Genomic DNA, 21,478 nt, shown 5'->3' with positions numbered 1-21,478 from the left:
TCAGGACCGAAGCCGCAAGCCGCGCGGCGTGGGCCGAAAGCCCGCAGACTGCAACGCTTCGGCGAGCGGGGTGTCGAGCACCGCGGACCCGTCGGCGCGTTCGACGGCGAGCTTGCCGAGCATGCCGTCGCGAACCGCGAGGGCGAGCGCGTCGGCACCAGGCTGGATCACTGCCGGGTCGTCCGACCACGACAGCAGCGACTTGCCGCCGCGTTCGACGTACAGGCACAGCTCGCCGTCGACCAGGACGACGAGAGCACCGGCCTTGCGCCCGGGGCGATGACCGCCGTCGTGGTCCGGCCAGCGCAGAGCGGCGCCGTAGGCGTTGGCGGGATCTGTGGCCGCCAGCACCAGCGCTGCGCCGGCCCCGAGGCTGCGCATCCGGTCGACCGCAGCGGGGATGGCGAACTGCGCGCCGCCGAGGCCTTCGACGAAATAGCCGCGCCGGCAGCGGCCGGTCTCCTCGAACGCTTTCAGGACGGGGTAGGCCGCCGCGAAGCCGCCCGCGGTTCGCTCCGCGACGACCGCGCCGCGGGTGACGATGCCGTGGCGGTCGAGCAGGGCCTCGGCGAGCGCGTGGCCGCGCCTGGTCGGGTCCGTGTCGCGCGGCGCCAGCAGCGACCAGCGTCCGACGGCGGTGGGCACGGCCGGCCGAGGCGCGGCGCGGCGGGTGCGCACCGTCCGGCTGCTGACCCGGCGTGCGGGCTGACCGCCGAGCGCGGCGCGCAACGGGGCGAGGGTGTCATTGGTCGCGTGGCCGCTCCAGACGAGATCCCACAGCGCCGTGGTCAGCGTCTTGTGGTCGAGGTCGGGCAACCGCGCCGCGATGTCGCGGAAGAACATCGCGCCGCCGGCCGCGAGCGCGTCGAGAACCTGGCGCGCGTCGTCGCCGATCGCATCGTCGTCGGGGATCGGCAGCAGCAGCGGTGCGGTCTCGGCGAGTGCGAGGCTGACCCAACCGTCCCCGCCGGGCAGCCCGCCCTGGCCGGCCCACACCACGTCACCGCGGGCGGTGAGCTCGTCGAGCATCGCCGGGGTGTAGTCGCTGACCCGGGAGGCCAGGATGACGGGCTCGAGCGCCGATGCCGGCACCGCCACCCCGCCGAGCTGCTCGACCGCTCGCACCAGCGCATCCAGCCCGCGGCCCGAGTGCGCACCCACCCCCTGCCACGCCGGCAGGAACCGGGCGAACGCCGGCTGCGGCACTGCCTCGATCTCGCCTCGCAGCTTTGCCATGGAGCGGCGGCGCAGGGTGCGCAGGACGTCCGGATCGCACCACTCCGACCCCACCCCGCCGGGCCGGAACTCGCCGCGAACCAGTCGTCCGACCGCAAGCAGCCGGGACAGCTCCGCGTCGACCACGGCGCGCCCCAGCCCGAACCGGGTGGCGACCTCGTCGGTGTGGAACGGGCCGTGGCGTCGCGCGTAACGCGCCAGCAGGTCAGTGAGCGGTTCCGCGACCGGCTCGGTGAACGCCTCCGGCAGGCCGACCGGCAGTGGAACGCCGAGCGCGTCGCGCACGCGCGCCGCGTCCTCGATCGCGAGCCATCGCTCCTCGCCGGCGATCCGCACCCGCAGCGCCCGGCGCCGGTCCTCCAGGTCCGCGAGCATGGCCGGCGCCGCACCACGCCGGACGAGCTCGTCCGTGGTCAGGTCGCCGAGGACTCGCAGCGCGTCGGCGACGCCTTCATCGTCGACGATGCGGCGCGTCGGCGTGAGCCAGGCCAGCTCGGCCTCCACCTCAGCGACGGCATCAGCGTCGAGCAGCTCGCGCAGCTCGGCGGTGCCCAACAGCTCGGCCAGCAGGGTCGTGTCGAGCGCGAGCGCGGCGGCCCGGCGCTCCGCCAGCGGCTGGTCGCCTTCGTACATGAAGGCGCCCACGTAGTCGAACAGCAGGGTGCGGGCGTACGGCGAGGGCTGCGAGGTCTCGACATCGACGACCCGAATAGCGCGGCCGGCGACCTCGCGCAGCAGCGAGACCAGACCAGGAAGGTCGAAGACGTCCTGCAGGCACTCGCGCATCGTTTCGAGCACGACCGGGAACTCGCCGTACCTCGCCGCCACGCCGAGCAGCTGTGCCGATCGCTGCCGCTGCTGCCACAGCGGGCTGCGCTTGCCGGGGGCGCGGGTCGGCAGCAGCAGCGACCGAGCGGCACACTCCCGAAACCGTGAGGCGAACAGCGCCGAGCCACCCAGCTCGCGGGTCACGATCGCCTCGACGTCATCGGGGTCGAGCAGGGCGAGGTCGGGGGGCGGCGGCTCGTCGGTGTCGGGGAGCCGGATGACGATTCCGTCGTCGGCGTGCATCACCTGTACGTCAATCCCGGTGCGTTCGCGCAGCACACAGCCGAGCGCAAGCGCCCACGGCGCATGGACCTGCGCGCCGAACGGGGAGTGCACGACGACCCGCCAGTCGCCGAGCTCGTCGCGAAACCGCTCGACGACGATGGTGCGGTCATCAGGCAGATGTCCGGTCGCGGCACGCTGCTCGTCGAGGTAACGCAGCGTGTTGTCGGCGCCCCACTCGTCGAAGCCGATGTCGGCGAGCCGTTGGCGGGCGGTCGCCGGTCCGGCGCGGTGCAGCTCGCGGACGAACTCACCCATCGCGCGGCCGAGCTCGAGTGGCCGGCCGATCGAGTCGCCGTGCCAGAACGGCATCTTGCCCGGCTGGCCCGGAGCCGGCGAGACGATCACCCGGTCGTGGGTGATGTCGTCGATCCGCCAGCTCGACGAGCCGAGGGTGAACACCTCGCCGACCCGCGACTCGTACACCATCTCCTCGTCGAGCTCGCCGACCCGCCCGGCGGAACCCGCGAGGTAGACCCCGAACAGTCCGCGGTCGGGAATGGTCCCGCCGCTGGTCACCGCGAGCCGCTGCGCACCCGGGCGTCCGGTCAGCTGGTCCGTGGTGCGATCCCACACGATGCGGGGCCGCAGCTCGGCGAACTCGTCGCTCGGGTAGCGGCCGGCCAGCATGTCCAGCGTCGCGAACAGCGCGGAGTCCGGCAGCCCGGTGAACGGCGCCGCCCGGCGTACCAGGTCGCCGACGTCGGGGACCGACCAGTCGTCCATCGCCAGCATCGCGACGATCTGCTGAGCGAGGACGTCGAGCGGGTTGCGGGGCATCGCGATCGCCTCGATCGCGCCGGTCTGGATGCGTTGCGCCGTCACCGCACTCGCCACCAGGTCGCCACGATGCTTCGGGAACATCACGCCTCGGCTCGCCGCGCCGACCTGGTGCCCCGCGCGACCGATCCGCTGCAGGCCGCTGGCGACTGACGGTGGTGAGCCGACCTGGACGACCAGGTCGACCGCCCCCATGTCGATCCCGAGCTCGAGGCTCGACGTCGCGACGACGCAGGGCAGGTCGCCGCGTTTGAGCGCCTCCTCGGTCACGGCGCGCTGCTCGTGGCTGACGCTTCCGTGGTGGGCGCGCGCGATGGCCGCCTCGCCGCCGCGCTCGACGGCCAGCTCGTTGAGATGGGTGGTCAACCGCTCGGCGAGGCGCCGGGCGTTGGTGAACACGATGGTCGACCGGTGCGACTCGATCAGGTCCGCGATGCGCCCGTCGACGGCGGGCCAGATGCTCGCGGTGTCGGTGCCCGGGTCGGTCATGTCCTCGACCGGTACGACGACGTCGACCCCGATCGTCTTGTCGGCGGGCGGCTGCACGACCGTCACCCGGCGCCCGCCGGCCAGGAAGGCGGCCACCTCTTCGACCGGCCGCACCGTCGCGGACAGCCCGATCCGCTGCGCGGGTGCGGCGAGGCGGGCGTCGAGGCGTTCGAGGGAAAGCGCCAGGTGCGCCCCTCGCTTGGTGCCGGCGAGGGCGTGTACCTCGTCGACGATGACGGTGTCGACGTTGCCGAGCATCTCGCGCGCCTGACTGGTCAACAGCAGGTACAACGACTCCGGCGTCGTGATGAGGATGTCCGCGGAATGCTTCGCGAACGCCCGCCGGTCCTCACCGGGCGTGTCGCCGGTGCGCATCGCGATGCGCACGTCACTGGCCGGCGTGCCGATCCGCTCCGCGGCCTGCCGGATTCCGGCCAGCGGCGCGCGCAGGTTGCGCTCCACGTCGACCGCCAGCGCCTTCAGCGGGCTGATGTAGACGACCCGACAACGCTGTGCGGCGGCCGCGGGCACCGGCGATGCGGTCAGCCGGTCCAGCGCCGACAGGAAGGCGGCGAGCGTCTTGCCGGAGCCGGTCGGGGCGATCACCAGCGCATGGCCGCCGGTCGAGATGGCTTCCCACGCCCCCGTCTGCGCAGGGGTCGCCGCCTCGAACGACGCCGCGAACCATTCCCGCGTCGCCGTACCGAAGCCTGCCAGCCCGCTCACCCCGTCATTGTTGCCGCGTACGGTGACAGTCGTGCGGGTGACGGAGTTCTGGGACCGGATGCGCGAGCAGTTCGGACCGGCGTACGCCGACGCGGTCGCGCGTGACCAGGTCATCCGCAGCCTCGGCGAGCGCAACGCGGTCGACGCCCTCGACGCCGGGGTCGACCCCAAGCAGGTCTGGCTGGCGGTCTGCGAGCACTTCGAGCTGCCGCTGGCGGTTCGTCACTGACGCGATCACGCGTCGCACCGGCGTGTCGCGCTGGACGTTTCGAACACTTGTTCGCATGATGGTCCTTGTCACGCGGTCGTCCACAGACCTGCTCGCCTCGGCGAAATCGTCGGAGCCGGTTCGTAGGTTCGCTCGCAGTTGATCGAGCAGCAGATCGAGAGCGACATCGAGCTCCAGATCGAGAGCAACATCGAGAGCAACAGAGAGGCAACCCCATGGCAGGCTTCGACCGCGACAAGGCGCTGGAGACGGCGCTCGGCCAGATCGAGAAGCAGCACGGCAAGGGCGCCGTCATGCGGCTGGGGGACGAGACCCGAGCCCCGATCGACGTGATCCCCACCGGGGCGATCTCGCTGGACGTGGCGCTCGGCATCGGCGGGCTGCCGCGCGGCCGGATCGTCGAGATCTACGGCCCGGAGTCCTCGGGCAAGACGACGGTGGCGCTGCACGCCGTCGCCAACGCGCAGCGGGCCGGCGGCATCGCGGCCTTCATCGACGCGGAGCACGCCCTTGATCCGGAGTACGCCAAGGCGCTCGGCGTCGACATCGACGAGCTGCTGGTCTCCCAGCCCGACACCGGCGAGCAGGCGCTCGAGATCGCGGACATGCTGATCCGCTCCGGCGCGATCGACATCCTCGTCATCGACTCCGTCGCGGCACTCGTGCCCAAGGCGGAGATCGAAGGCGAGATGGGTGACTCGCACGTCGGCCTGCAGGCCCGTCTCATGAGCCAGGCGCTGCGCAAGATCACCGGTGCACTGGCGACCAGTGGCACTACCGCCATCTTCATCAACCAGCTTCGCGAGAAGATCGGCGTGTTCTTCGGTTCGCCCGAGACGACGACCGGTGGCAAGGCGCTGAAGTTCTACGCCTCGGTACGGCTCGACGTCCGTCGCATCGAGACCCTCAAGGACGGTCAGGACGCCGTCGGCAGCCGCACCCGGGTCAAGGTGGTGAAGAACAAGGTCGCGCCGCCGTTCAAGCAGGCCGAGTTCGACATCATGTGGGGCGAAGGCATCAGCCGCGAAGGCAGTCTCATCGACATCGGGGTCGACCAAGGCATCGTCCGCAAGTCCGGCGCCTGGTTCACCTACGAGTCCGACCAGCTCGGTCAGGGCAAGGAGAACGCGCGCGGCTTCCTGCGGGACAACCCCGACCTCGCCGACGAGATCGAGAAGAAGATCAAGGAGAAGCTCGGCATCGGCGCGCGGGTCGACGCTCCGGCTGACGCGCCCGGCGAAGCCGTGGACATCGATGCGCCGATCGACCTGACGTCGGTCAGCGTTCCCGAGCCGGTCGAGTTCTGAGCCAGGACCCGGCGACCGACCCGGAGCCTGATCCGGAGTCGGTCGCCCGGACGATCGCGTTGCGCCTGCTCGAGCACGCACCCCGAACTCGAGCGGAGCTGGCAGCCGCGATGGCCCGGCGCAACGTGCCGGAAGAGGTCGCGCACCGCGTGCTCGACCGCTTCACCGACGTCGGGCTGATCGACGACGCGGCGTACGCCCACGCCTGGGTCGACTCGCGCCACCACGGACGCGGCCTCGGTCGTCGCGCGCTCGCCGCGGAGCTTCGCCGCAAGGGGATTGCCGACGAGCTCGCCGCCGAGGCGCTGGCAGAGGTCTCCTCCGACGACGAGGTGGCAGCCGCGCGGGCGCTGGTACGGCGCAGGCTGGCGTCGATGCGCGGGTTGTCCGGCGACGTCGCCACCCGCCGGCTGGTCGCCATGCTGGGCCGCAAGGGATTCGGCGCCGGCCTCGCCTACCGAGTGGTGAGCGAGGAGCTACGCGAAGCGAGTGCCGTCTCGGGGTCCTAGAAGGTCGTCCGGCGGCCATGGCGGTGCCGATACTCTGCGTCGAGTGACCGAAGCGGCCCCCGCACTGCCGCGCCGTTGGCTGGTCACCGAGCTCTGGCTGGTGTTCGCGCTCTCGCTGGGCGCGGCCGGCGTACGGGCTGCGATCGACCTGATCGCCGATGTCTCCAGCGGCCAGTCGCTGACCTCGCAGGTCGCTTCGCTCAACTCCAGTCAGGCGCCCGGCAGGCCATGGTTCGACCTGTTCCTCCAGCTCGACTCGCTGATCGTCGGCGTCGTACCGGTCTTTCTGGTCATCCACTTCCTGACCCGCTCCGCGGAGCGTCCGGCGATGCTCGGGATCGACCTGTCGCGCGTCGGCTCCGATCTGGTTCGTGGCGCCGGGTTGGCGGCGGTGGTGGGGGGAGCCGGACTCGGCCTCTATCTCGCCACCCATGCGGCCGGGGTCGATCTGACCGTCGTCGCCGAGTCGCTGCCGGTCGTGTGGTGGCGGATCCCGGTGCTGCTGCTCTCCGCTCTGCAGAACGCGGCGCTGGAAGAAGTGCTGGTCGCCGGGTATCTGTTGCACCGGTTGCGCCAGCTCGGCTGGTCGGACAACAAGGCGCTAATCACGAGTGCGCTGCTGCGCGGCAGCTATCACCTCTACCAGGGTCTGGGCGGGTTCGCGGGCAACGCGGTCATGGGTCTGATCTTCGGGCGGCTCTACCAACGGTGGGGCCGGGTGATGCCGCTGCTGATCGCGCATACCCTGATGGACGCGGTCGCATTCGTCGGCTACGCCGAGCTCGCCGGCCATGTGTCCTGGCTGCCGACGCCGAACGGCTAGTCCCAGGTTCGGGCGTGGGCCTCGAACGACTCGCGGTCCTGCACCCTGATGACGCAGAACGGGTTGCCGACCGGGTCGCGCATCACGACCCAGGTGCGGATCCGGGCGACGACGGTCGCGCCGAGGACGCTCAGCCGGGCCACCTCGGCCTCGACGTCGTCCGTTTCGATGTCCAGGTGCACCCGCGGTTCGGGGTCGCCGACCGCCTGCAGCATCGGCGCGACCGCCGCTGCGGGTGTGGCGAACGCGACGTAGTCGGGATCGCCGTCGTCGCGGGTCGGCTCACATCCCAGCAGCTGCGAATAGAACCGGACCGCGTCGTCGAAGTGCTCTCGCGGTACGTCGACGTAGGCCGCGCACAGCCGGCTGCGGTGCGCCATCAGCAGCCGGTCACCGGGCACAGGCAGAACGGGTGACCGGCCGGGTCGGCCATCACCGCCCACTTGTGCTCGCGGGTCAGCTCGCTTGCTCCGGCGCGGACCAGCCGATCGATCTCGCCGTCACGGTCGTCGGTGGCGAAGTCGAGATGGATGCGCGCGGTGTCGTTGCCGGTGGCCTGGACCAGCACGTAGCAACCGGGCGCCGCGGCTTCGAACTGGGCGTACTCGGGATAGCTCGCGCTCACCTCCGGCTCGCACCCGAGGGCCGCGGCCCAGAACTCCACCGCGCGGGCCTGGTCGGCCGACGGGACGTCGATCACGATGCCGTGCAGTCGCGGATTGGTCACGCCTGGCAGCCTGCCATGCCCCCGTAGTCTTTACGCGTGTCGGCGCGGACCTATGAGGTGCGGACGTACGGCTGCCAGATGAACGTCCACGACTCCGAGCGGATCTCCGGACTGCTCGAGGCGGCGGGCTACGAGAAGGCCGCCGACGGCCAGACCGCGGACGTGGTCGTGTTCAACACCTGCGCCGTACGAGAGAACGCGGACAACCGGCTGTACGGCAACCTCGGCCACCTCGCGCCGGTCAAGGCAGCGCGTCCTGGCATGCAGATCGCGGTGGGCGGGTGTCTGGCGCAGAAGGACCGCGGCACGATCGTCGAACGCGCGCCGTGGGTGGACGTGGTGTTCGGCACGCACAACGTCGGCGCCCTGCCGGTGCTGCTCGAGCGCGCCCGTGTCGAGCGGGAGTCCCAGGTGGAGCTGCTCGAAGCCCTCGAGGTGTTCCCGTCGACGTTGCCGACCCGGCGTGAGTCGCCGCATCGCGCGTGGGTGTCGATCAGCGTGGGCTGCAACAACACGTGCACGTTCTGCATCGTGCCGTCGCTGCGAGGCAAGGAACGCGACCGCCGCCCGGGCGACGTGCTCGCCGAGATCGCCGCGCTCGTCGCGGACGGCGTTCTCGAGGTCACCCTGCTCGGGCAGAACGTCAACTCCTACGGCGTGGAGTTCGGCGACCGGCAGGCCTTCGGGAAGCTGCTTCGGGCCTGTGGCGGGATCGACGGGCTGGAACGGGTGCGCTTCACCTCGCCGCACCCGCGTGACTTCACCGACGACGTGATCACCGCGATGGCCGAGACGCCGAACGTGATGCCCAGCCTGCACATGCCGTTGCAGTCCGGCAGCGACCGGGTGCTCACCGCCATGCGACGCTCCTACCGGGCTGACCGCTATCTCGGGATCATCGACCGGGTGCGTACGGCGATGCCGGACGCCGCCATCACGACGGACATCATCGTAGGCTTCCCCGGCGAGACCGAGCAGGACTTCGCGGCGACCCTGGACGTCGTACACGCCGCGCGTTTCGCCGGCGCCTTCACTTTCCAGTACTCAGTCCGTCCCGGGACGCCCGCCGCGACCATGCCGGACCAGGTGCCCGCCGACGTCGTCGCCGACCGGTACGAGCGCCTCGTCGCGGCGGTCGAGGACGTGGCGTGGCAGGGCAACCAGGCGTTGGTCGGCAGCGAGGTCGAGGTGCTGATCGCGCCCGGGGAAGGACGCAAGGACAGCGCGACGCAACGCCTGTCGGGGCGAGCGCGGGACAACCGCCTCGTCCACGTCGCCGACTGCGACGCCGATCCCGGCGACTTCGTCACCGCCGAGGTCACCCACGCCGCTCCGCACCACCTGGTCGCCGACCGCGTCATCGGCGTACGCCGCACGAAGAAGGTCGTTGCCGCCCATCAGCCGACCGTGACCATGCTCGGCATGCCAGGCCTCGCCCGCTGATGGCGAGAGTCGTCGCGGTCGTCGGGCCGACGGCGACCGGCAAGTCCGCGCTGGGTGTCGCCCTGGCGCAACGGCTCGGTGGTGAGGTGATCAACGCCGACTCGATGCAGCTCTACCGGGGGATGGACGTCGGTACGGCGAAGCTCACCGAGGACGAACGCGGCGGCGTAGCCCACCACCTGCTCGACATCTGGGACGTGACGCAGACCGCAAGCGTCGCCGACTACCAGACCCGCGCGCGTGCCTGCATCGAGTCGTTGCTCGCCCGCGGTGTCACACCGGTCCTGGTCGGCGGCAGCGGGCTGTACCTGCGTGCCGTGCTCGACCCCATCGAGTTCCCCGGCACCGATCCGCACACCCGCGCCGGTCTGGAAGCCGAGCTGGCCGACCTCGGGCCGCAACGGTTGCACGAGCGACTTGCGCAGGCGGACCCCGCGACGGCTGCGGCGCTCTCGCCGCTGAACGGCCGCAAGATCGTGCGGGCCCTCGAGGTGATCGCCATCACCGGCCGGCCGTTCACCGCGGCGCTTCCGTCGTACGACGGACAGCTCTACGACGCCGTGCAGATCGGCCTGGACATGTCGACCGGCCTCCTCGACGCGCGGCTGGCGCAACGCGTCGACGCGATGTACGCCCACGGCTTCGAAGCCGAAGTCCGCCGCCTCGACACGCAAGGGCTGAGGTCCGGCGTGACCGCGTCCCGGGCGCTGGGCTACGCACAGCTGCTCGCGGTGATCGACGGCCGGATGACCGAAAGCGTCGCGCGCGCAGACACCGTGCGAGCGACCCGTCGCTTCGTACGCCGGCAGCGGTCGTGGTTTCGCCGCGACCCGCGCATCGTCTGGCTCGACCCGACCGCCACCGACCCACTGACCGAGGCTGTCCGCATCCTCACCGGCTGATCACGTCGGCCAACCGGAAATGATCACAACGGGCCATGGTCGCGTCGGCCGAATCCGCCGATATTTGGCGAAGCGCGATAGCGGGATTTTTCGGACATCGGGAGTGATCATGGCGACCGCGACGACGACCCACTCAGACCTCGACATGGCCGCGGCCCTGGCACACGGGATCGCCGAGCATCAGTTCGTCGTGCACTACCTGCCCGAGATCGACCTGAACACCGGAGCGGTCACCGGCATGGCGGCCGTCCTGCGCTGGGAGCACCCGCGCCGCGGTCTGCTCTGGCCGTCGGAGTATCTGCCGACCGCCGAACGCAGCGGGCTTGCCAACTCACTCGGCTGGATGCTGCTCGAGGCCGCTGCCGCCGAGCTCGGCCGCTGGCGCCACCTCCCGCACGCTTCGACCGCTCCACGCAAGATGTGGGTGCCGGTCAGCGCCGGCCTGCTGCTCGAGGTCGACGCTATCGAGCGAGTCGCCGCGCTCGTCGCCGCCCAGGAGCTGGCCCCCGACACCCTCGGTCTCGAGATCGGCGAGGACACGTTGTCGATGGGGAGCGTGCACACCCCGGCGTTGCTGGCGGGCCTGCGCCGCGTCGGTGTCGCGCTGTCCATCGCCGACGTACGCAGCTGGTACGGCGGGCTCGCCACGATGGGCGACCTTCCGGTCGAAGCGGTGAAGCTCGATCGAGCCTTCGTGCGTGGTGCCGGGGCCGACCTCGCGCAGGACGGCATCGTCTCCGCGGTCGTCGCACTCGCTCACGCTCACGGACTGCGGGTCGTTGCCGACTCGGTGGAGAGCTGGAGCGAAGGCGCCCGGCTGTGCGAGCTCGGCGCCGACCGCGCCAGCGGTTACCTGTTCAGTGGGCCGCAAGGTGGCGAGGATGCCCGACTCATGCTCGCGAACGGTTCGGGATGGTGCGCCCCGCAGCAGCGCCAGCCGGTCGGGTGCCCGAAGGCCGTCGGGTGACCCGGTCCTCGTTCAGGGCAGATCAGCGCGCCGTTCGGGGCGGCGTCGATGCCGTCGCGGTGTCATAGCCGGGCTTGCTGACCGTCACCGTCGCGCGCAGCGCCGCGCCGACGTCGGCGGCTCGAAGCCGGTACTCGCCGCCGTGTGCGCCGGGGATGAGCCGCCCGTTGCGATACCAGTGGTAGACGGTCGTCGCAGGCGTTGGCGCCCACCGCAGCCCGCGCACCCACACCTCGCTCCCGCGGCTGAAGACACCGCCGAGGCGTGGCGCGTGACGCAGTGTGAAGGTTCCGGGCGTCGGCGTGATCGTGCGCTCGGTGTCGGCAAGCACCGGATGTGACGGGTCGGACACGTCCAGCCCATAGAGGTACCCGGGCGCGTCGTCGCCGGCGCCAGGCTCGTCGCCGACCCAGTACGCGGTGTGGCCGATGAGCACCGGGTCGCAGATCGTCGAGTAGAAGACGCCGGGGAACGTCGTGGAGGCGAGGACGGCACCGGAGGAGTCGAGCAGCTGGTAGACGAGCTGGTAGCTCGTAGCGCTGCTTACGCCGTACAGAACGGCGTACCGGTCGGTGCCCACCTGCACGCTGCGAAGCTCTGACGCGGTTGTCGTGCCGTCGGCGTCGAAGTTGGTCAGCCACTCGACGTGGTGAGAGCCGGTCGTCGGATCGGCGGCGATCGCGAACGCGTTGCGCATCTGAGTATCGCTGCCTTGCGGGCCGCTCGGGGCATCCGGTTGCGGGATGGAGTTGCCGAGGACCACGACACCCTGCGGGCCGCTGATCAGGCTCGTGACGGACGCGCCGGTGAAGTTGTCGCCCTCCGCGCCATTGAAGTCGAACAGGTCGTAGTCGGTGACGGCGCGCTGGCTCGGGAAGCCGGCCATGACGCCGAGCTGGATCTCGCGTGGATACGCATCGCCGTGATCGACCATCACCAGGTCGGATCCGTTCATCGCGACGAGCTGCTGGAAGGAATGGCTGCTGTACGACACGTCGCCGAGCTCGTCGAACGTCGTGGCCGTCATCGTGGTGACGTCCACCTGGAAGGTGAGGTTGACCTGGTGGTGCACGCCCTGCACGGCGTAGATCGTCCTTCCCATGTGGACGACCAGGAGGTTGCCGTCGAGCACCATGTGTGCCGCGCCTGCGGCGAAGGGGCTGTAGATGCCCTTCACCGAGCCCTGCGTCGCGCTTCCCTTGACGTACGCCGTGCCGACCAGGTTCCACGACTGGTCATAGCGGCGCACGGCGACCACATCGAGGTTGTCGTCCTCGTCGGGGTTCTCTTGCCCGACCAGGACGTAGAAGTAGCCGTCGGGGCCGGCGTAGAAGCCGCCCCAGTCAGGCCAGCCGTCTAGTGAGACGGTGTGGGCCGCACCGACAGGCTGCAGCGTGACCGGGTCATAGCCGTCGATCGTGAGGGCGTCGTGGGTCCCGTCATACCTGACCACCTCCAGCTCGCCGCTGTCGTCGTAGAGGTAGACCGGGTCGGGGTTGGCCCAGTTCCAGCCGTGGTAGGACGAGGTGGCATCGGTCGACAGGTCGCCGATCGCAATGAGCCCGCCGAGGGGCACTGCTGCCACGGCCTGGGCAGATGCGGCGCCGGCCGCAGGGACGAGGCAACCGAGGCCGAGTGCGGCGGTGGCGACCATGACGATCAGACGCGGACGCATGACAACTCCCCCCGAAGAAGTGGCGCTTGCCGCCGAGTGTGTCAGGTGTCGGACGTTCGCGCCTGCGTGATCTCGCGCCGTAGCCTCGTGTCATGAGGTTCGTCAAGGGACACGGCACGGAGAACGACTTCGTGCTGCTTCCGGAACCTCCCGAGCAGCTGTCCGTCGAGCTGGTTCAGGCACTGTGTGATCGGCGTGCGGGGCTCGGCGGCGACGGGGTCCTCGCGGTACGACGCGAAGGTAGGGCGTACTTCATGGACTACCGCAACGCGGACGGGTCGATCGCGGAGATCTGCGGGAACGGGATCCGCGTCTTCGCCCGCTACCTCGTGGGAGCCGGTCTCGAAGAGCCGGGGACGTTCGAGGTGCAGACGCGGGCTGGCGCCTGCCGGGTCGCGGTGCCAACCGACGGCGGTGACATCACCGTCGAGATGGGAAGCCCGAAGCGACTGCCGGATGCGAAGGTGAGTGTCTCCGGCACGGCCTGGCCGGGCTATGGCTGGGGGATCGGGAACCCGCACGTGGTGGCCCTCGACGCCGGTCCGCTCGACTCGCTCGATCTGTCGACGGCGCCCGTCATCGATCCGGCCTCGGCGTTCCCTGACGGCGCGAACGTCGAGTTCGTCGAGCGGCTCGGGGACAGCCACATCCGGATGCGGGTCTTCGAACGAGGCGTCGGCGAGACCCGGTCGTGCGGCAGCGGTGCCTGCGTGGCCGCGGTCGCGGCGATGGACGTGCGTGGCAACCGGACGACCTATGACGTCGACGTGCCCGGGGGACGGCTGCGGGTCAACTGGCGCGAGGACCATGTCGTCACCCTCGCCGGCCCGGCAATATTGGTTGCCAGCGGCGAGATCGACACGCGACTGTTGTCTGGATGACGGCCGAACCTTTCGAGCCTGACGACCTGTCGTCGGACGACCTGGCGGACCTGGAGCTCGAGGAGCGCCGGGCGCTTCGCCGTGTGCCGGGAATCTCGACCGAGCTCGCCGACGTCACCGAGGTCGAGTACCGGCAGCTGCGGCTGGAGCGAGTCGTGCTGATCGGCGTCTGGACCGACGGGACGCTCGAGTCCGCGGAGGACTCGTTGGCCGAGCTGGCGCGGCTCGCCGAGACTGCCGGCTCGCAGATTTTGGAGGGACTGATCCAGCGGCGCTCGACCCCGGACGCGGCGACGTACGTCGGCTCCGGCAAGGCGCGGGAGCTGCGCGAGATCGTGGTCGCGACCGGCGCCGACACGCTGATCTGTGACGGCGAGCTCACCCCCAGCCAGCTGCGCAAGCTCGAGGAGATCGTCAAGGTCAAGGTGATCGACCGGACCGCACTGATCCTCGACATCTTCGCCCAGCACGCCCGCAGCAAGGAGGGCAAGGCGCAGGTCGAGCTGGCCCAGCTCGAGTACATGCTGCCGCGGCTGCGCGGGTGGGGTGAGTCGCTGTCGCGGCAGGCCGGCGGTCGGGTCGCAGGCGGCGGCGGAATCGGGACCCGCGGTCCCGGTGAGACCAAGATCGAGACCGACCGCCGCCGGATCCGCACCCGCTCGGCCAAGCTGCGCCGCCAGATCGCCGAGATGAAGACGGCACGAGAGGTGAAGTCGCAGGAGCGGCGACGACGCGCGGTGCCGTCGGTCGTCATCGCCGGCTACACGAACGCGGGCAAGTCCTCGTTGCTCAACCGGCTCACCGGCGCCGGAGTGCTGGTCGACAACGCGCTGTTCGCGACCCTCGACCCGACGGTGCGCCGCGCGCAGACCCCCGACGGCCGGGAGTACACGCTGGCGGACACCGTGGGCTTCGTGCGTCATCTCCCGCACCAGCTCGTCGAGGCGTTTCGCTCGACACTCGAAGAGGTTGCCGAGGCCGACCTGATCCTGCACGTGGTCGACGGGTCGCAGACCGACCCGGCGTCGCAGCTTCAGGCGGTGCGCGAGGTGTTCGGCGAGGTCGGCGCCCTCGACGTGACCGAGCTCGTCGTCGTCAACAAGGCCGATGCGGCGGACCGCGACGTCCTCGACCGGCTCTGCCGCGACGAACCCGGGGCTTGCGTCGTGTCGGTGCGCAGCGGCGAGGGCATCGCGGCGCTGTCGCAGCGGATCGCCGAGCTGCTGCCGCACCCCGAGGTGGCGGTCAGCCTGCTCGTTCCCTTCGACGCCGGTGGTGTGGTGTCGCGGGTGCACCAGTACGGCGAGGTGTCCGCGGTCAGCCACACCGAAGCCGGCACCAGGCTCGATGCCCGCCTCCCGGCCTGGCTTGCAGGAGAAGTAGCGGCATACTCACTGCCATGAAACTGCGCGCCGGTCTGCTTGCCGCCACCGTCATCGCTGCTCTCGCACCGCTGGGATCCGTAGCCCAGGCCGCCACGCCGCACTTCGCGGCGCTCTCCGACCCGTCGGTGAGCATTGCCCCGAGCTTCTCCTTCGTTGCCGGCTGCACCGGCTTGAACGGCAGCCAGGCCGACCTCGACGGCTGCATGTCGGTGGCGATTCCCGACTTCGACCAGGTACGCGCCTCCGAGGGCCTCGCGCCGCTGGTGCTGCCCAACGACTTCGACACCCTCAGCGTGCCCGAGCAGCTGCTCGCGCTGACCAACATCGAACGCGTCGACCGTGATCTCGCGCCGGTTGCCGCATTGTCGAGCCGGCTCGACGCGCTGGCGGCGGCCGGTGCTGCGGCGGGCCAGGACCCGGCGTTTCCCACCCCGTTCGACGGCACGTCGGCCGGCAGCAACTGGTTTGCCGGCACCTCGTCGCTGCTGGCGATGTTCAACTGGATGTACGACGACGGACCGGGCTCGCCGAACGGGGACTGCACCCGCGCCGGGCTGCCGGGTTGCTGGGCGCACCGTCACACGATCCTCGGGACGGGCCACCCGGGGGTAGCCAGCGTCGGGTACGACTCTCCGATCGCGATGGGTGCCGCGAGCGGCAACGGCGCGGTCACGGTCGAGCTGGTCGGTGGCGACACGACTGACCCGGCTGACGGGACGCCGACCTGGAGCCAGATCGTGGGCACCAGCACGTTCGGGCTGGACAAGACCAACGGCAGCCTCGAGACCCAGCCCGGCACGCCCGCTTCGCTGACCGTCACCGCGACGTCGAGCTCGGTGACGGGCAACCTCGACGCGCAGCTGATCGCCGGCGCCGCCGAGTGGACTGTCACGCCGGCCAGCTGTGCCGTGACCCCGGGCAGCTCCTGCACCTTCACGGTCACCTTCATCCCGCCGGCCAACGGACGCTTCCCCGGCGTGCTGTCGGTGACCTCGGGCCTGACGCAGAAGACCGTCGCGCTTGCCGGGATCGGCGGCACCACCGCGGCGCAGAGCGTGTTGATGACCATCGGCCGCTACCAGGTGCGCCCGGGCCAGCTGCTGGAGATTGGCGGCATCGTGCGCAACGCCAACGGCCAGCCGGTGTCGGTGACGCTGCAGAGCCGGCCCAACGGCTACACCCCGTGGCGCACGACCGCGGCTTCGACGAGCAACCCCAACGGCCAGGTCAGCTTCCGGATCCGGCCGCGAACGAGCGCGGCGTACCGGTTGGTGCTGCTCGCCTCGAACGGCAACGTCGTCGCGTCGAGCGCCGCGCAGCGCGTCGAGGTGTTCCGCTAGCGGAGGCGCCGCCAACCGGCTGGCTCAGACGCGGCGCAGCACCGCGGTGACGCGGCCCATGATGACGGCGTGCTCGCCGTCGATCGGGGCGTAGTTCTCGTTTTGCGGCAGCAGCCAGACGTGCCCGTCGGTGCGGGAGAACGTCTTGACCGTGGCCTCGTCGTCGAGCAGCGCCGCGACGATGTCACCCGGGTCGGCGTTTTGCTGCTGGCGTACGACGACCCAGTCGCCGTCGGTGATCGCGGCATCGATCATCGAGTCACCCTTGACCTGAAGCAGGAACAGCTGTCCGTCGCCGACGAGCTGGCGGGGGAGCGGGAAGACGTCCTCAACGACCTGTTCGGCGAGGATCGGGCCACCGGCGGCGATGTGGCCGACCACGGGGACGTAGGCGGGCGTCGGCCGGTCGTCGCCCTCGCCGGTCGCGTCGTCGGGCACGGCCGGGAACTTGACCTCGACGGCGCGCGGGCGGTTGGCGTCGCGGCGCAGGAAGCCCTTCTTCTCCAGCGTGGCGAGCTGATGGGCCACGCTCGACGTGCTGGTGAGGCCGACGGCCTCGCCGATCTCCCGCATCGACGGCGGATAGCCGCGCCGTTCCACGGAGTCGCGGATCACGTCGAGCACCCGGTGCTGGCGGGGCGTCAGCCCTGAGGCGTCGGGCGGCCCGTCGGGGATCTCGCTGACGTTCGAGCCGGTCGATGGGGACTTAGCCATGGCCTGACCATAGAGGCCCGTCCCGCGGGATTCAAACACCTGTTCGAACGTGTCGTGGATTTTTGTCCGAGTGGCGTGTTACAACTCGTACATGCGTTCGATCGAACACACGTGCGAGACCGTCGCGGCCCGATCGAGCGCGGTCGCCCCGCCGAGAGGACTCTTCCATGGCTTCCCCCGCTCGCACCGCCCCGGTCCGGCTCACCCGCCGTGGCCGCGTCGTGATCACCCTCGTGATGATGGTGGGCCTCGTGCTCGCCGGCTTCACCCTCGGCCGCGGCTCGAGCCAGGCCGCCGGCCATGCTCGCGTGGCACACCGCACCGTCACCGTCGAGGCCGGCGACACGCTGTGGTCGGTCGCTGCTCGGGTGGCCCCTCACGCCGATCCGCGTGACGTCGTGGACGAGATCACTGCCATGAACCGGCTTGCGAGTGCGGTGGTCCAGCCCGGCGAGCGCCTCCTCGTGCCGGTGGCGGGCTGAGCCAGCTTCGTGCCGGCCGCGTCGCGACACGCCCGGGAAAAGAAACACGCCGGGGATGCTTGCGATCTGGGTCACAGCGACGTACGTTCGCACCCCACATCTTGTGTTACACGGATGTGATTTACCCACAAATTGTGGAACACCGCTTCCACAGGCCGGCTGAGCCTGTGGACCGCGGCGAGGCGGGGGAGACGGAGGTGACAGGCGGTGCACTGCCCGTTCTGCCGTCATCCGGACTCCCGGGTCGTCGATTCGCGTGAGGCCGAGGACGGCGCGGCGATCCGCAGGCGCCGGGCCTGCCCGGAGTGCGGGCGCCGGTTCACCACCCTGGAGACGGCGAGCCTGCTCGTGGTCAAGCGGTCCGGCACGACCGAGCCGTTCTCCCGGGACAAGGTGATCGCCGGCGTACGGCAGGCGTGCTCCGGCCGTCCCGTCGACGAGGACGCCCTCGCCCGGCTCGGCCAGCGCGTCGAGGAGACGGTGCGGGCCAGCGGTTCGGCGGAGATCCCGGCCCACGAGATCGGCCTGGCGATCCTCGAGCCGCTCTCCGAGCTCGACGAGGTCGCCTACATCCGCTTCGCCAGCGTCTACCACAACTTCACCTCCCTGGACGACTTCGTGATCGAGGTCGCCGCGATGAGGGCCTCCCAGAGTGCGGATCCGGGATCAATCCCGGCAGCAGAAGCGTTGAACTGAAAACGGACACGAGGGGACATACATGACCGAGACGACGACCGGCCGTACCGACGGGCAGCGGTCAGCGCAGCGGGTGCGCAAGCTGCGGTTCGACCGCGTCTACACGCGTCCGGGCGTACACCCTTACGACGAGGTCACCTGGGAGCGCCGTGACGTCGTCATGACCAACTGGCGCGACGGCACGGTCAACTTCGAGCAGCGCGGGGTGGAGTTCCCCGAGTTCTGGTCGGTCAACGCCGCCAACATCGTGACAACGAAGTACTTCCGCGGTGCGGTCGGGTCACCGGATCGCGAGTCGAGCCTTCGCCAGCTCATCGACCGGGTCGTGTCCACCTACCGCCGCGCCGGTGAGGACTTCGGCTACTTCGCCTCGCCCGAGGACGCCGAGATCTTCGACCACGAGCTCACCCACATGCTGGTGCACCAGATCTTCAGCTTCAACTCGCCCGTGTGGTTCAACGTCGGCACGTCCGCGCCGCAGCAGGTGAGCGCCTGCTTCATCCTCGCCGTCGACGACACGATGGACTCGATCCTGAACTGGTACCGCGAGGAGGGGCTGATCTTCAAGGGCGGCTCAGGCGCGGGTCTGAACCTGTCGCGGATCCGCTCCAGCAAGGAGCTGCTGTCCTCGGGCGGCACCGCCAGCGGGCCGGTCAGCTTCATGCGCGGCGCCGACGCCTCCGCCGGGACGATCAAGTCCGGTGGCGCGACGCGGCGCGCCGCGAAGATGGTGATCCTCGACGTCGACCACCCCGACATCGAGGAGTTCGTCGAGACCAAGGCGCGCGAGGAGCACAAGATCCGTGCGCTGCGCGATGCCGGCTTCGACATGGACCTGGGCGGTGCGGACATCGTGTCCGTGCAGTACCAGAACGCCAACAACTCGGTGCGGGTCAACGACGAGTTCATGCGGGCGGTCGAGGAGGGTCGCGAGTTCGGGCTGCGGGCGCGCCACACCGGCGAGGTCATCGAGACCGTCGACGCCAAGAACCTGTTCGCCTCGATCGCCAGGGCGGCATGGGAGTGCGCCGACCCCGGTATCCAGTACGACGACACGATCAACGACTGGCACACCACTCCCGAGACCGGCCGGATCACCGCGTCCAACCCGTGCTCGGAGTACATGCACCTGGACAACTCCAGCTGCAACCTGGCCAGCCTGAACCTGATGAAGTTCCTGACCGACGACGACACCTTCGACGCGGTCACCTTCGCTCGCGCGGTGGAGTTCATCATCACCGCGATGGACATCTCCATCTGCTTCGCGGACTTCCCGACGCCTGCGATCGGCGACACGACCCGCGCCTACCGCCAGCTCGGCATCGGCTACGCCAACCTCGGCGCGCTGCTCATGGCCACCGGTCACGCCTACGACAGCGACGGCGGCCGCTCGCTGGCCGCCGCGATCACCTCGCTGATGACCGGTACGGCGTACCGCCGCTCGGCGGAGATCGCCGGGGTGGTCGGCGCCTACGACGGCTACGCCCGCAACGCCGAGGGACACAAGCGGGTGATGCGCAAGCACGCCGCGGCCAACGACGACGTGCGCCCGGTCGACGCCGACGCGGCCCGCGTGCTGCACGTGGCGAGCAAGGCGTGGCAGGACTGTCTCGCGATCGGTGAGAAGTACGGCTGGCGCAACGCGCAGGCTTCGGTGCTCGCGCCGACCGGGACCATCGGGCTGATGATGGACTGCGACACCACGGGCATCGAGCCGGACCTGGCGCTGGTCAAGTTCAAGAAGCTCGTCGGCGGCGGCTCCATGCAGATCGTGAACCAGACCGTGCCGCGGGCGCTGGTGAAGCTGGGCTACCAGGCCGAGCAGATCGAGGCGATCGTCGAGCACATCTCCGAGCACGGCAACGTGGTCGACGCGCCTGGGCTCAAGCCCGAGCACTACGAGGTGTTCGACTGCGCGATGGGCGAGCGAGCCATCTCGGCGATGGGCCACGTGCGCATGATGGCCGCGACGCAGCCGTTCATCTCGGGCGCGATCTCCAAGACGGTCAACATGCCGGAGTCGGCCACGGTCGAGGAGGTCGCCGACGTCTACTACCAGGGCTGGAAGCTCGGGCTGAAGGCGCTCGCGATCTACCGCGACAACTGCAAAGTCGGCCAGCCGCTGTCCGACGCGAAAGGCAAGAAGGCCGAGGCGAGCGAGGAGGCCGTCACCGGCGCCGAGCCGCGGCTGGTCCGCAAGCGGCTGCCGCGGCAGCGTCCGAGCCAGACCGTGTCGTTCTCGGTCGGCGGCGCCGAGGGGTACATGACCGCCGGTTCCTACCCCGACGACGGTCTCGGCGAGGTGTTCCTCAAGCTTGGCAAGCAGGGATCGACGCTCGCCGGCGTGATGGACGCGTTCTCGATCGCGATCTCGATCGCGTTGCAGTACGGCGTACCGCTGGAGACCTACGTCCAGAAGTTCACCAACATGCGCTTCGAGCCGGCCGGCCTGACCGACGACCCGGACATCCGCATGGCGCAGTCGGTGATGGACTACATCTTCCGCCGGCTGGCGCTGGACTACCTGCCGTATGAGAAGCGTGAGGAGCTGAGCATCTTCACCGCCGAGGAGCGGGCCGCGGCGGTCGCGGCGACGTCGTACGGCGCGCCCGCGGCAGCCCCGGTGGTCGGTGACGACGTCGAAGTGGACCCTGAGACGCTGCGCGACAGCGTTCCCGTCGAGGCTGCCGCAGCGGCCCCGGCGGCCCCGGCACCGATCGAGGTCCGCTCGTCGATGGAGCTCGTCGAGGCGATGCAAGGCGCCTCAGCGGACGCCCCGTTGTGCATGTCCTGCGGCGTCAAGATGAAGCGGGCCGGAAGCTGCTACGTCTGCGAGAGCTGCGGCAGCACCTCCGGCTGCAGCTGACGCTGAAATGTATCCCGACCTCCAGAAAACTTGACTTCCGTGTTGTAGGTTTCTTACACTGACTCCGTCAGACAGGGGCGGCACCCCGCCCCGAGCACGGAGGTGAAGTCATGTTGCTGGAACGTATGGATCCATTCCTGGCCGAGTTCGACCGGCTGACCCAGCGCACGCTTGGCGCCGCCAACGGTGCT

The 21,478-nt window shown here is 70.2% G+C and carries 17 protein-coding genes and 1 pseudogene; 13 read left to right on the top strand and 5 right to left on the bottom strand.

Annotated features, from left to right (window positions below; genetic code table 11):
* The gene (locus VG899_13395; protein ID HWA67349.1) at window positions 1-4,341 is read right to left on the bottom strand and encodes a DEAD/DEAH box helicase; all 4,341 of its coding nucleotides are present in this window, start codon (window positions 4,339-4,341) and stop codon (window positions 1-3) included.
* A 31-nt stretch (window positions 4,342-4,372) separates the two neighbouring features.
* Here VG899_13395 and VG899_13390 point away from each other — a divergent pair, with 31 nt between their 5' ends.
* The 4 genes from VG899_13390 to VG899_13375 all read left to right on the top strand — a co-directional run bounded on the left by VG899_13390 (window position 4,373) and on the right by VG899_13375 (window position 7,209).
* Window positions 4,373-4,570, top strand: coding sequence for a DUF3046 domain-containing protein (locus VG899_13390; protein HWA67348.1), 198 nt, complete (start codon window positions 4,373-4,375; stop codon window positions 4,568-4,570).
* 215 nt (window positions 4,571-4,785) lie between these two features.
* Entirely contained in the window at window positions 4,786-5,877 is a 1,092-nt protein-coding gene (recA, locus tag VG899_13385) for a recombinase RecA (GenBank protein ID HWA67347.1), read from the top strand.
* A 110-nt stretch (window positions 5,878-5,987) separates the two neighbouring features.
* On the top strand, window positions 5,988-6,386 hold the full coding sequence (locus tag VG899_13380) for a regulatory protein RecX (GenBank protein ID HWA67346.1): 399 nt from the start codon (window positions 5,988-5,990) through the stop codon (window positions 6,384-6,386).
* Window positions 6,387-6,429: 43 nt separating this feature from the next.
* Window positions 6,430-7,209, top strand: coding sequence for a CPBP family intramembrane glutamic endopeptidase (locus VG899_13375; protein HWA67345.1), 780 nt, complete (start codon window positions 6,430-6,432; stop codon window positions 7,207-7,209).
* Here VG899_13375 and VG899_13370 read toward each other — a convergent pair.
* Together VG899_13370 and VG899_13365 are read right to left on the bottom strand one after the other, a co-directional pair.
* Window positions 7,206-7,589 carry a VOC family protein gene (locus VG899_13370; protein ID HWA67344.1) on the bottom strand — a complete coding sequence of 128 codons (384 nt, stop codon included), beginning with the start codon at window positions 7,587-7,589 and terminating at the stop codon, window positions 7,206-7,208. The two genes, VG899_13375 and VG899_13370, sit on opposite strands and share 4 nt — an antisense overlap.
* Window positions 7,589-7,936 carry a VOC family protein gene (locus VG899_13365; protein HWA67343.1) on the bottom strand — a complete coding sequence of 116 codons (348 nt, stop codon included), beginning with the start codon at window positions 7,934-7,936 and terminating at the stop codon, window positions 7,589-7,591. The genes VG899_13370 and VG899_13365 overlap by 1 nt, the downstream gene beginning before the upstream one ends.
* Before the next feature lie 36 nt (window positions 7,937-7,972).
* Between VG899_13365 and miaB the strand changes: the two are divergent.
* The 3 genes and pseudogenes from miaB (at window position 7,973) to VG899_13350 (ending at window position 11,248) form a co-directional block, all read left to right on the top strand.
* Window positions 7,973-9,289 (top strand): annotated as a pseudogene (miaB, locus tag VG899_13360) (tRNA (N6-isopentenyl adenosine(37)-C2)-methylthiotransferase MiaB).
* Window positions 9,290-9,378: 89 nt separating this feature from the next.
* Complete coding sequence (gene miaA, locus VG899_13355) at window positions 9,379-10,281, top strand: tRNA (adenosine(37)-N6)-dimethylallyltransferase MiaA (protein ID HWA67342.1); 903 nt, start codon at window positions 9,379-9,381, stop codon at window positions 10,279-10,281.
* Window positions 10,282-10,390: 109 nt separating this feature from the next.
* On the top strand, window positions 10,391-11,248 hold the full coding sequence (locus tag VG899_13350; protein HWA67341.1) for an EAL domain-containing protein: 858 nt from the start codon (window positions 10,391-10,393) through the stop codon (window positions 11,246-11,248).
* Window positions 11,249-11,270: 22 nt separating this feature from the next.
* Here the strand turns inward: VG899_13350 and VG899_13345 are convergent, their stop codons facing one another.
* Window positions 11,271-12,923, bottom strand: coding sequence for a hypothetical protein (locus VG899_13345; GenBank protein HWA67340.1), 1,653 nt, complete (start codon window positions 12,921-12,923; stop codon window positions 11,271-11,273).
* A gap of 92 nt (window positions 12,924-13,015) precedes the next feature.
* On the opposite strand from VG899_13345, the gene dapF reads away from it, so the two are divergent.
* Genes dapF through VG899_13330 form a run of 3 tightly spaced genes read left to right on the top strand, consistent with a single transcriptional unit; the run spans window position 13,016 to window position 16,529 of the window.
* Entirely contained in the window at window positions 13,016-13,804 is a 789-nt protein-coding gene (gene dapF / locus VG899_13340) for a diaminopimelate epimerase (GenBank protein ID HWA67339.1), read from the top strand.
* Window positions 13,801-15,207: a GTPase HflX gene (gene hflX, locus VG899_13335; GenBank protein ID HWA67338.1), complete on the top strand. Its 1,407-nt coding sequence runs from the start codon at window positions 13,801-13,803 to the stop codon at window positions 15,205-15,207. The genes dapF and hflX overlap by 4 nt, the downstream gene beginning before the upstream one ends.
* The gene (locus tag VG899_13330; protein HWA67337.1) at window positions 15,204-16,529 is read left to right on the top strand and encodes a hypothetical protein; all 1,326 of its coding nucleotides are present in this window, start codon (window positions 15,204-15,206) and stop codon (window positions 16,527-16,529) included. The genes hflX and VG899_13330 overlap by 4 nt, the downstream gene beginning before the upstream one ends.
* Window positions 16,530-16,553: 24 nt before the next feature.
* On the opposite strand, the gene lexA is transcribed toward VG899_13330, so the two are convergent.
* A complete protein-coding gene (gene lexA / locus VG899_13325; GenBank protein ID HWA67336.1) occupies window positions 16,554-17,243 on the bottom strand; it encodes a transcriptional repressor LexA in 690 nt (229 codons plus the stop codon).
* 167 nt (window positions 17,244-17,410) lie between these two features.
* Here lexA and VG899_13320 point away from each other — a divergent pair, with 167 nt between their 5' ends.
* The 3 genes from VG899_13320 (at window position 17,411) to VG899_13310 (ending at window position 21,287) form a co-directional block, all read left to right on the top strand.
* The gene (locus VG899_13320; GenBank protein ID HWA67335.1) at window positions 17,411-17,725 is read left to right on the top strand and encodes a LysM peptidoglycan-binding domain-containing protein; all 315 of its coding nucleotides are present in this window, start codon (window positions 17,411-17,413) and stop codon (window positions 17,723-17,725) included.
* A gap of 207 nt (window positions 17,726-17,932) precedes the next feature.
* On the top strand, window positions 17,933-18,421 hold the full coding sequence (gene nrdR, locus VG899_13315) for a transcriptional regulator NrdR (GenBank protein ID HWA67334.1): 489 nt from the start codon (window positions 17,933-17,935) through the stop codon (window positions 18,419-18,421).
* 22 nt (window positions 18,422-18,443) lie between these two features.
* Window positions 18,444-21,287 carry a vitamin B12-dependent ribonucleotide reductase gene (locus VG899_13310; protein HWA67333.1) on the top strand — a complete coding sequence of 948 codons (2,844 nt, stop codon included), beginning with the start codon at window positions 18,444-18,446 and terminating at the stop codon, window positions 21,285-21,287.
* Window positions 21,288-21,478: the final 191 nt, after the last annotated feature.

This window comes from Mycobacteriales bacterium (assembly GCA_035550055.1).
Lineage (GTDB): Bacteria > Actinomycetota > Actinomycetes > JAFAQI01 > JAFAQI01 > DASZTV01.
This window is presented reverse-complemented; position numbering and strand designations above follow the sequence as displayed.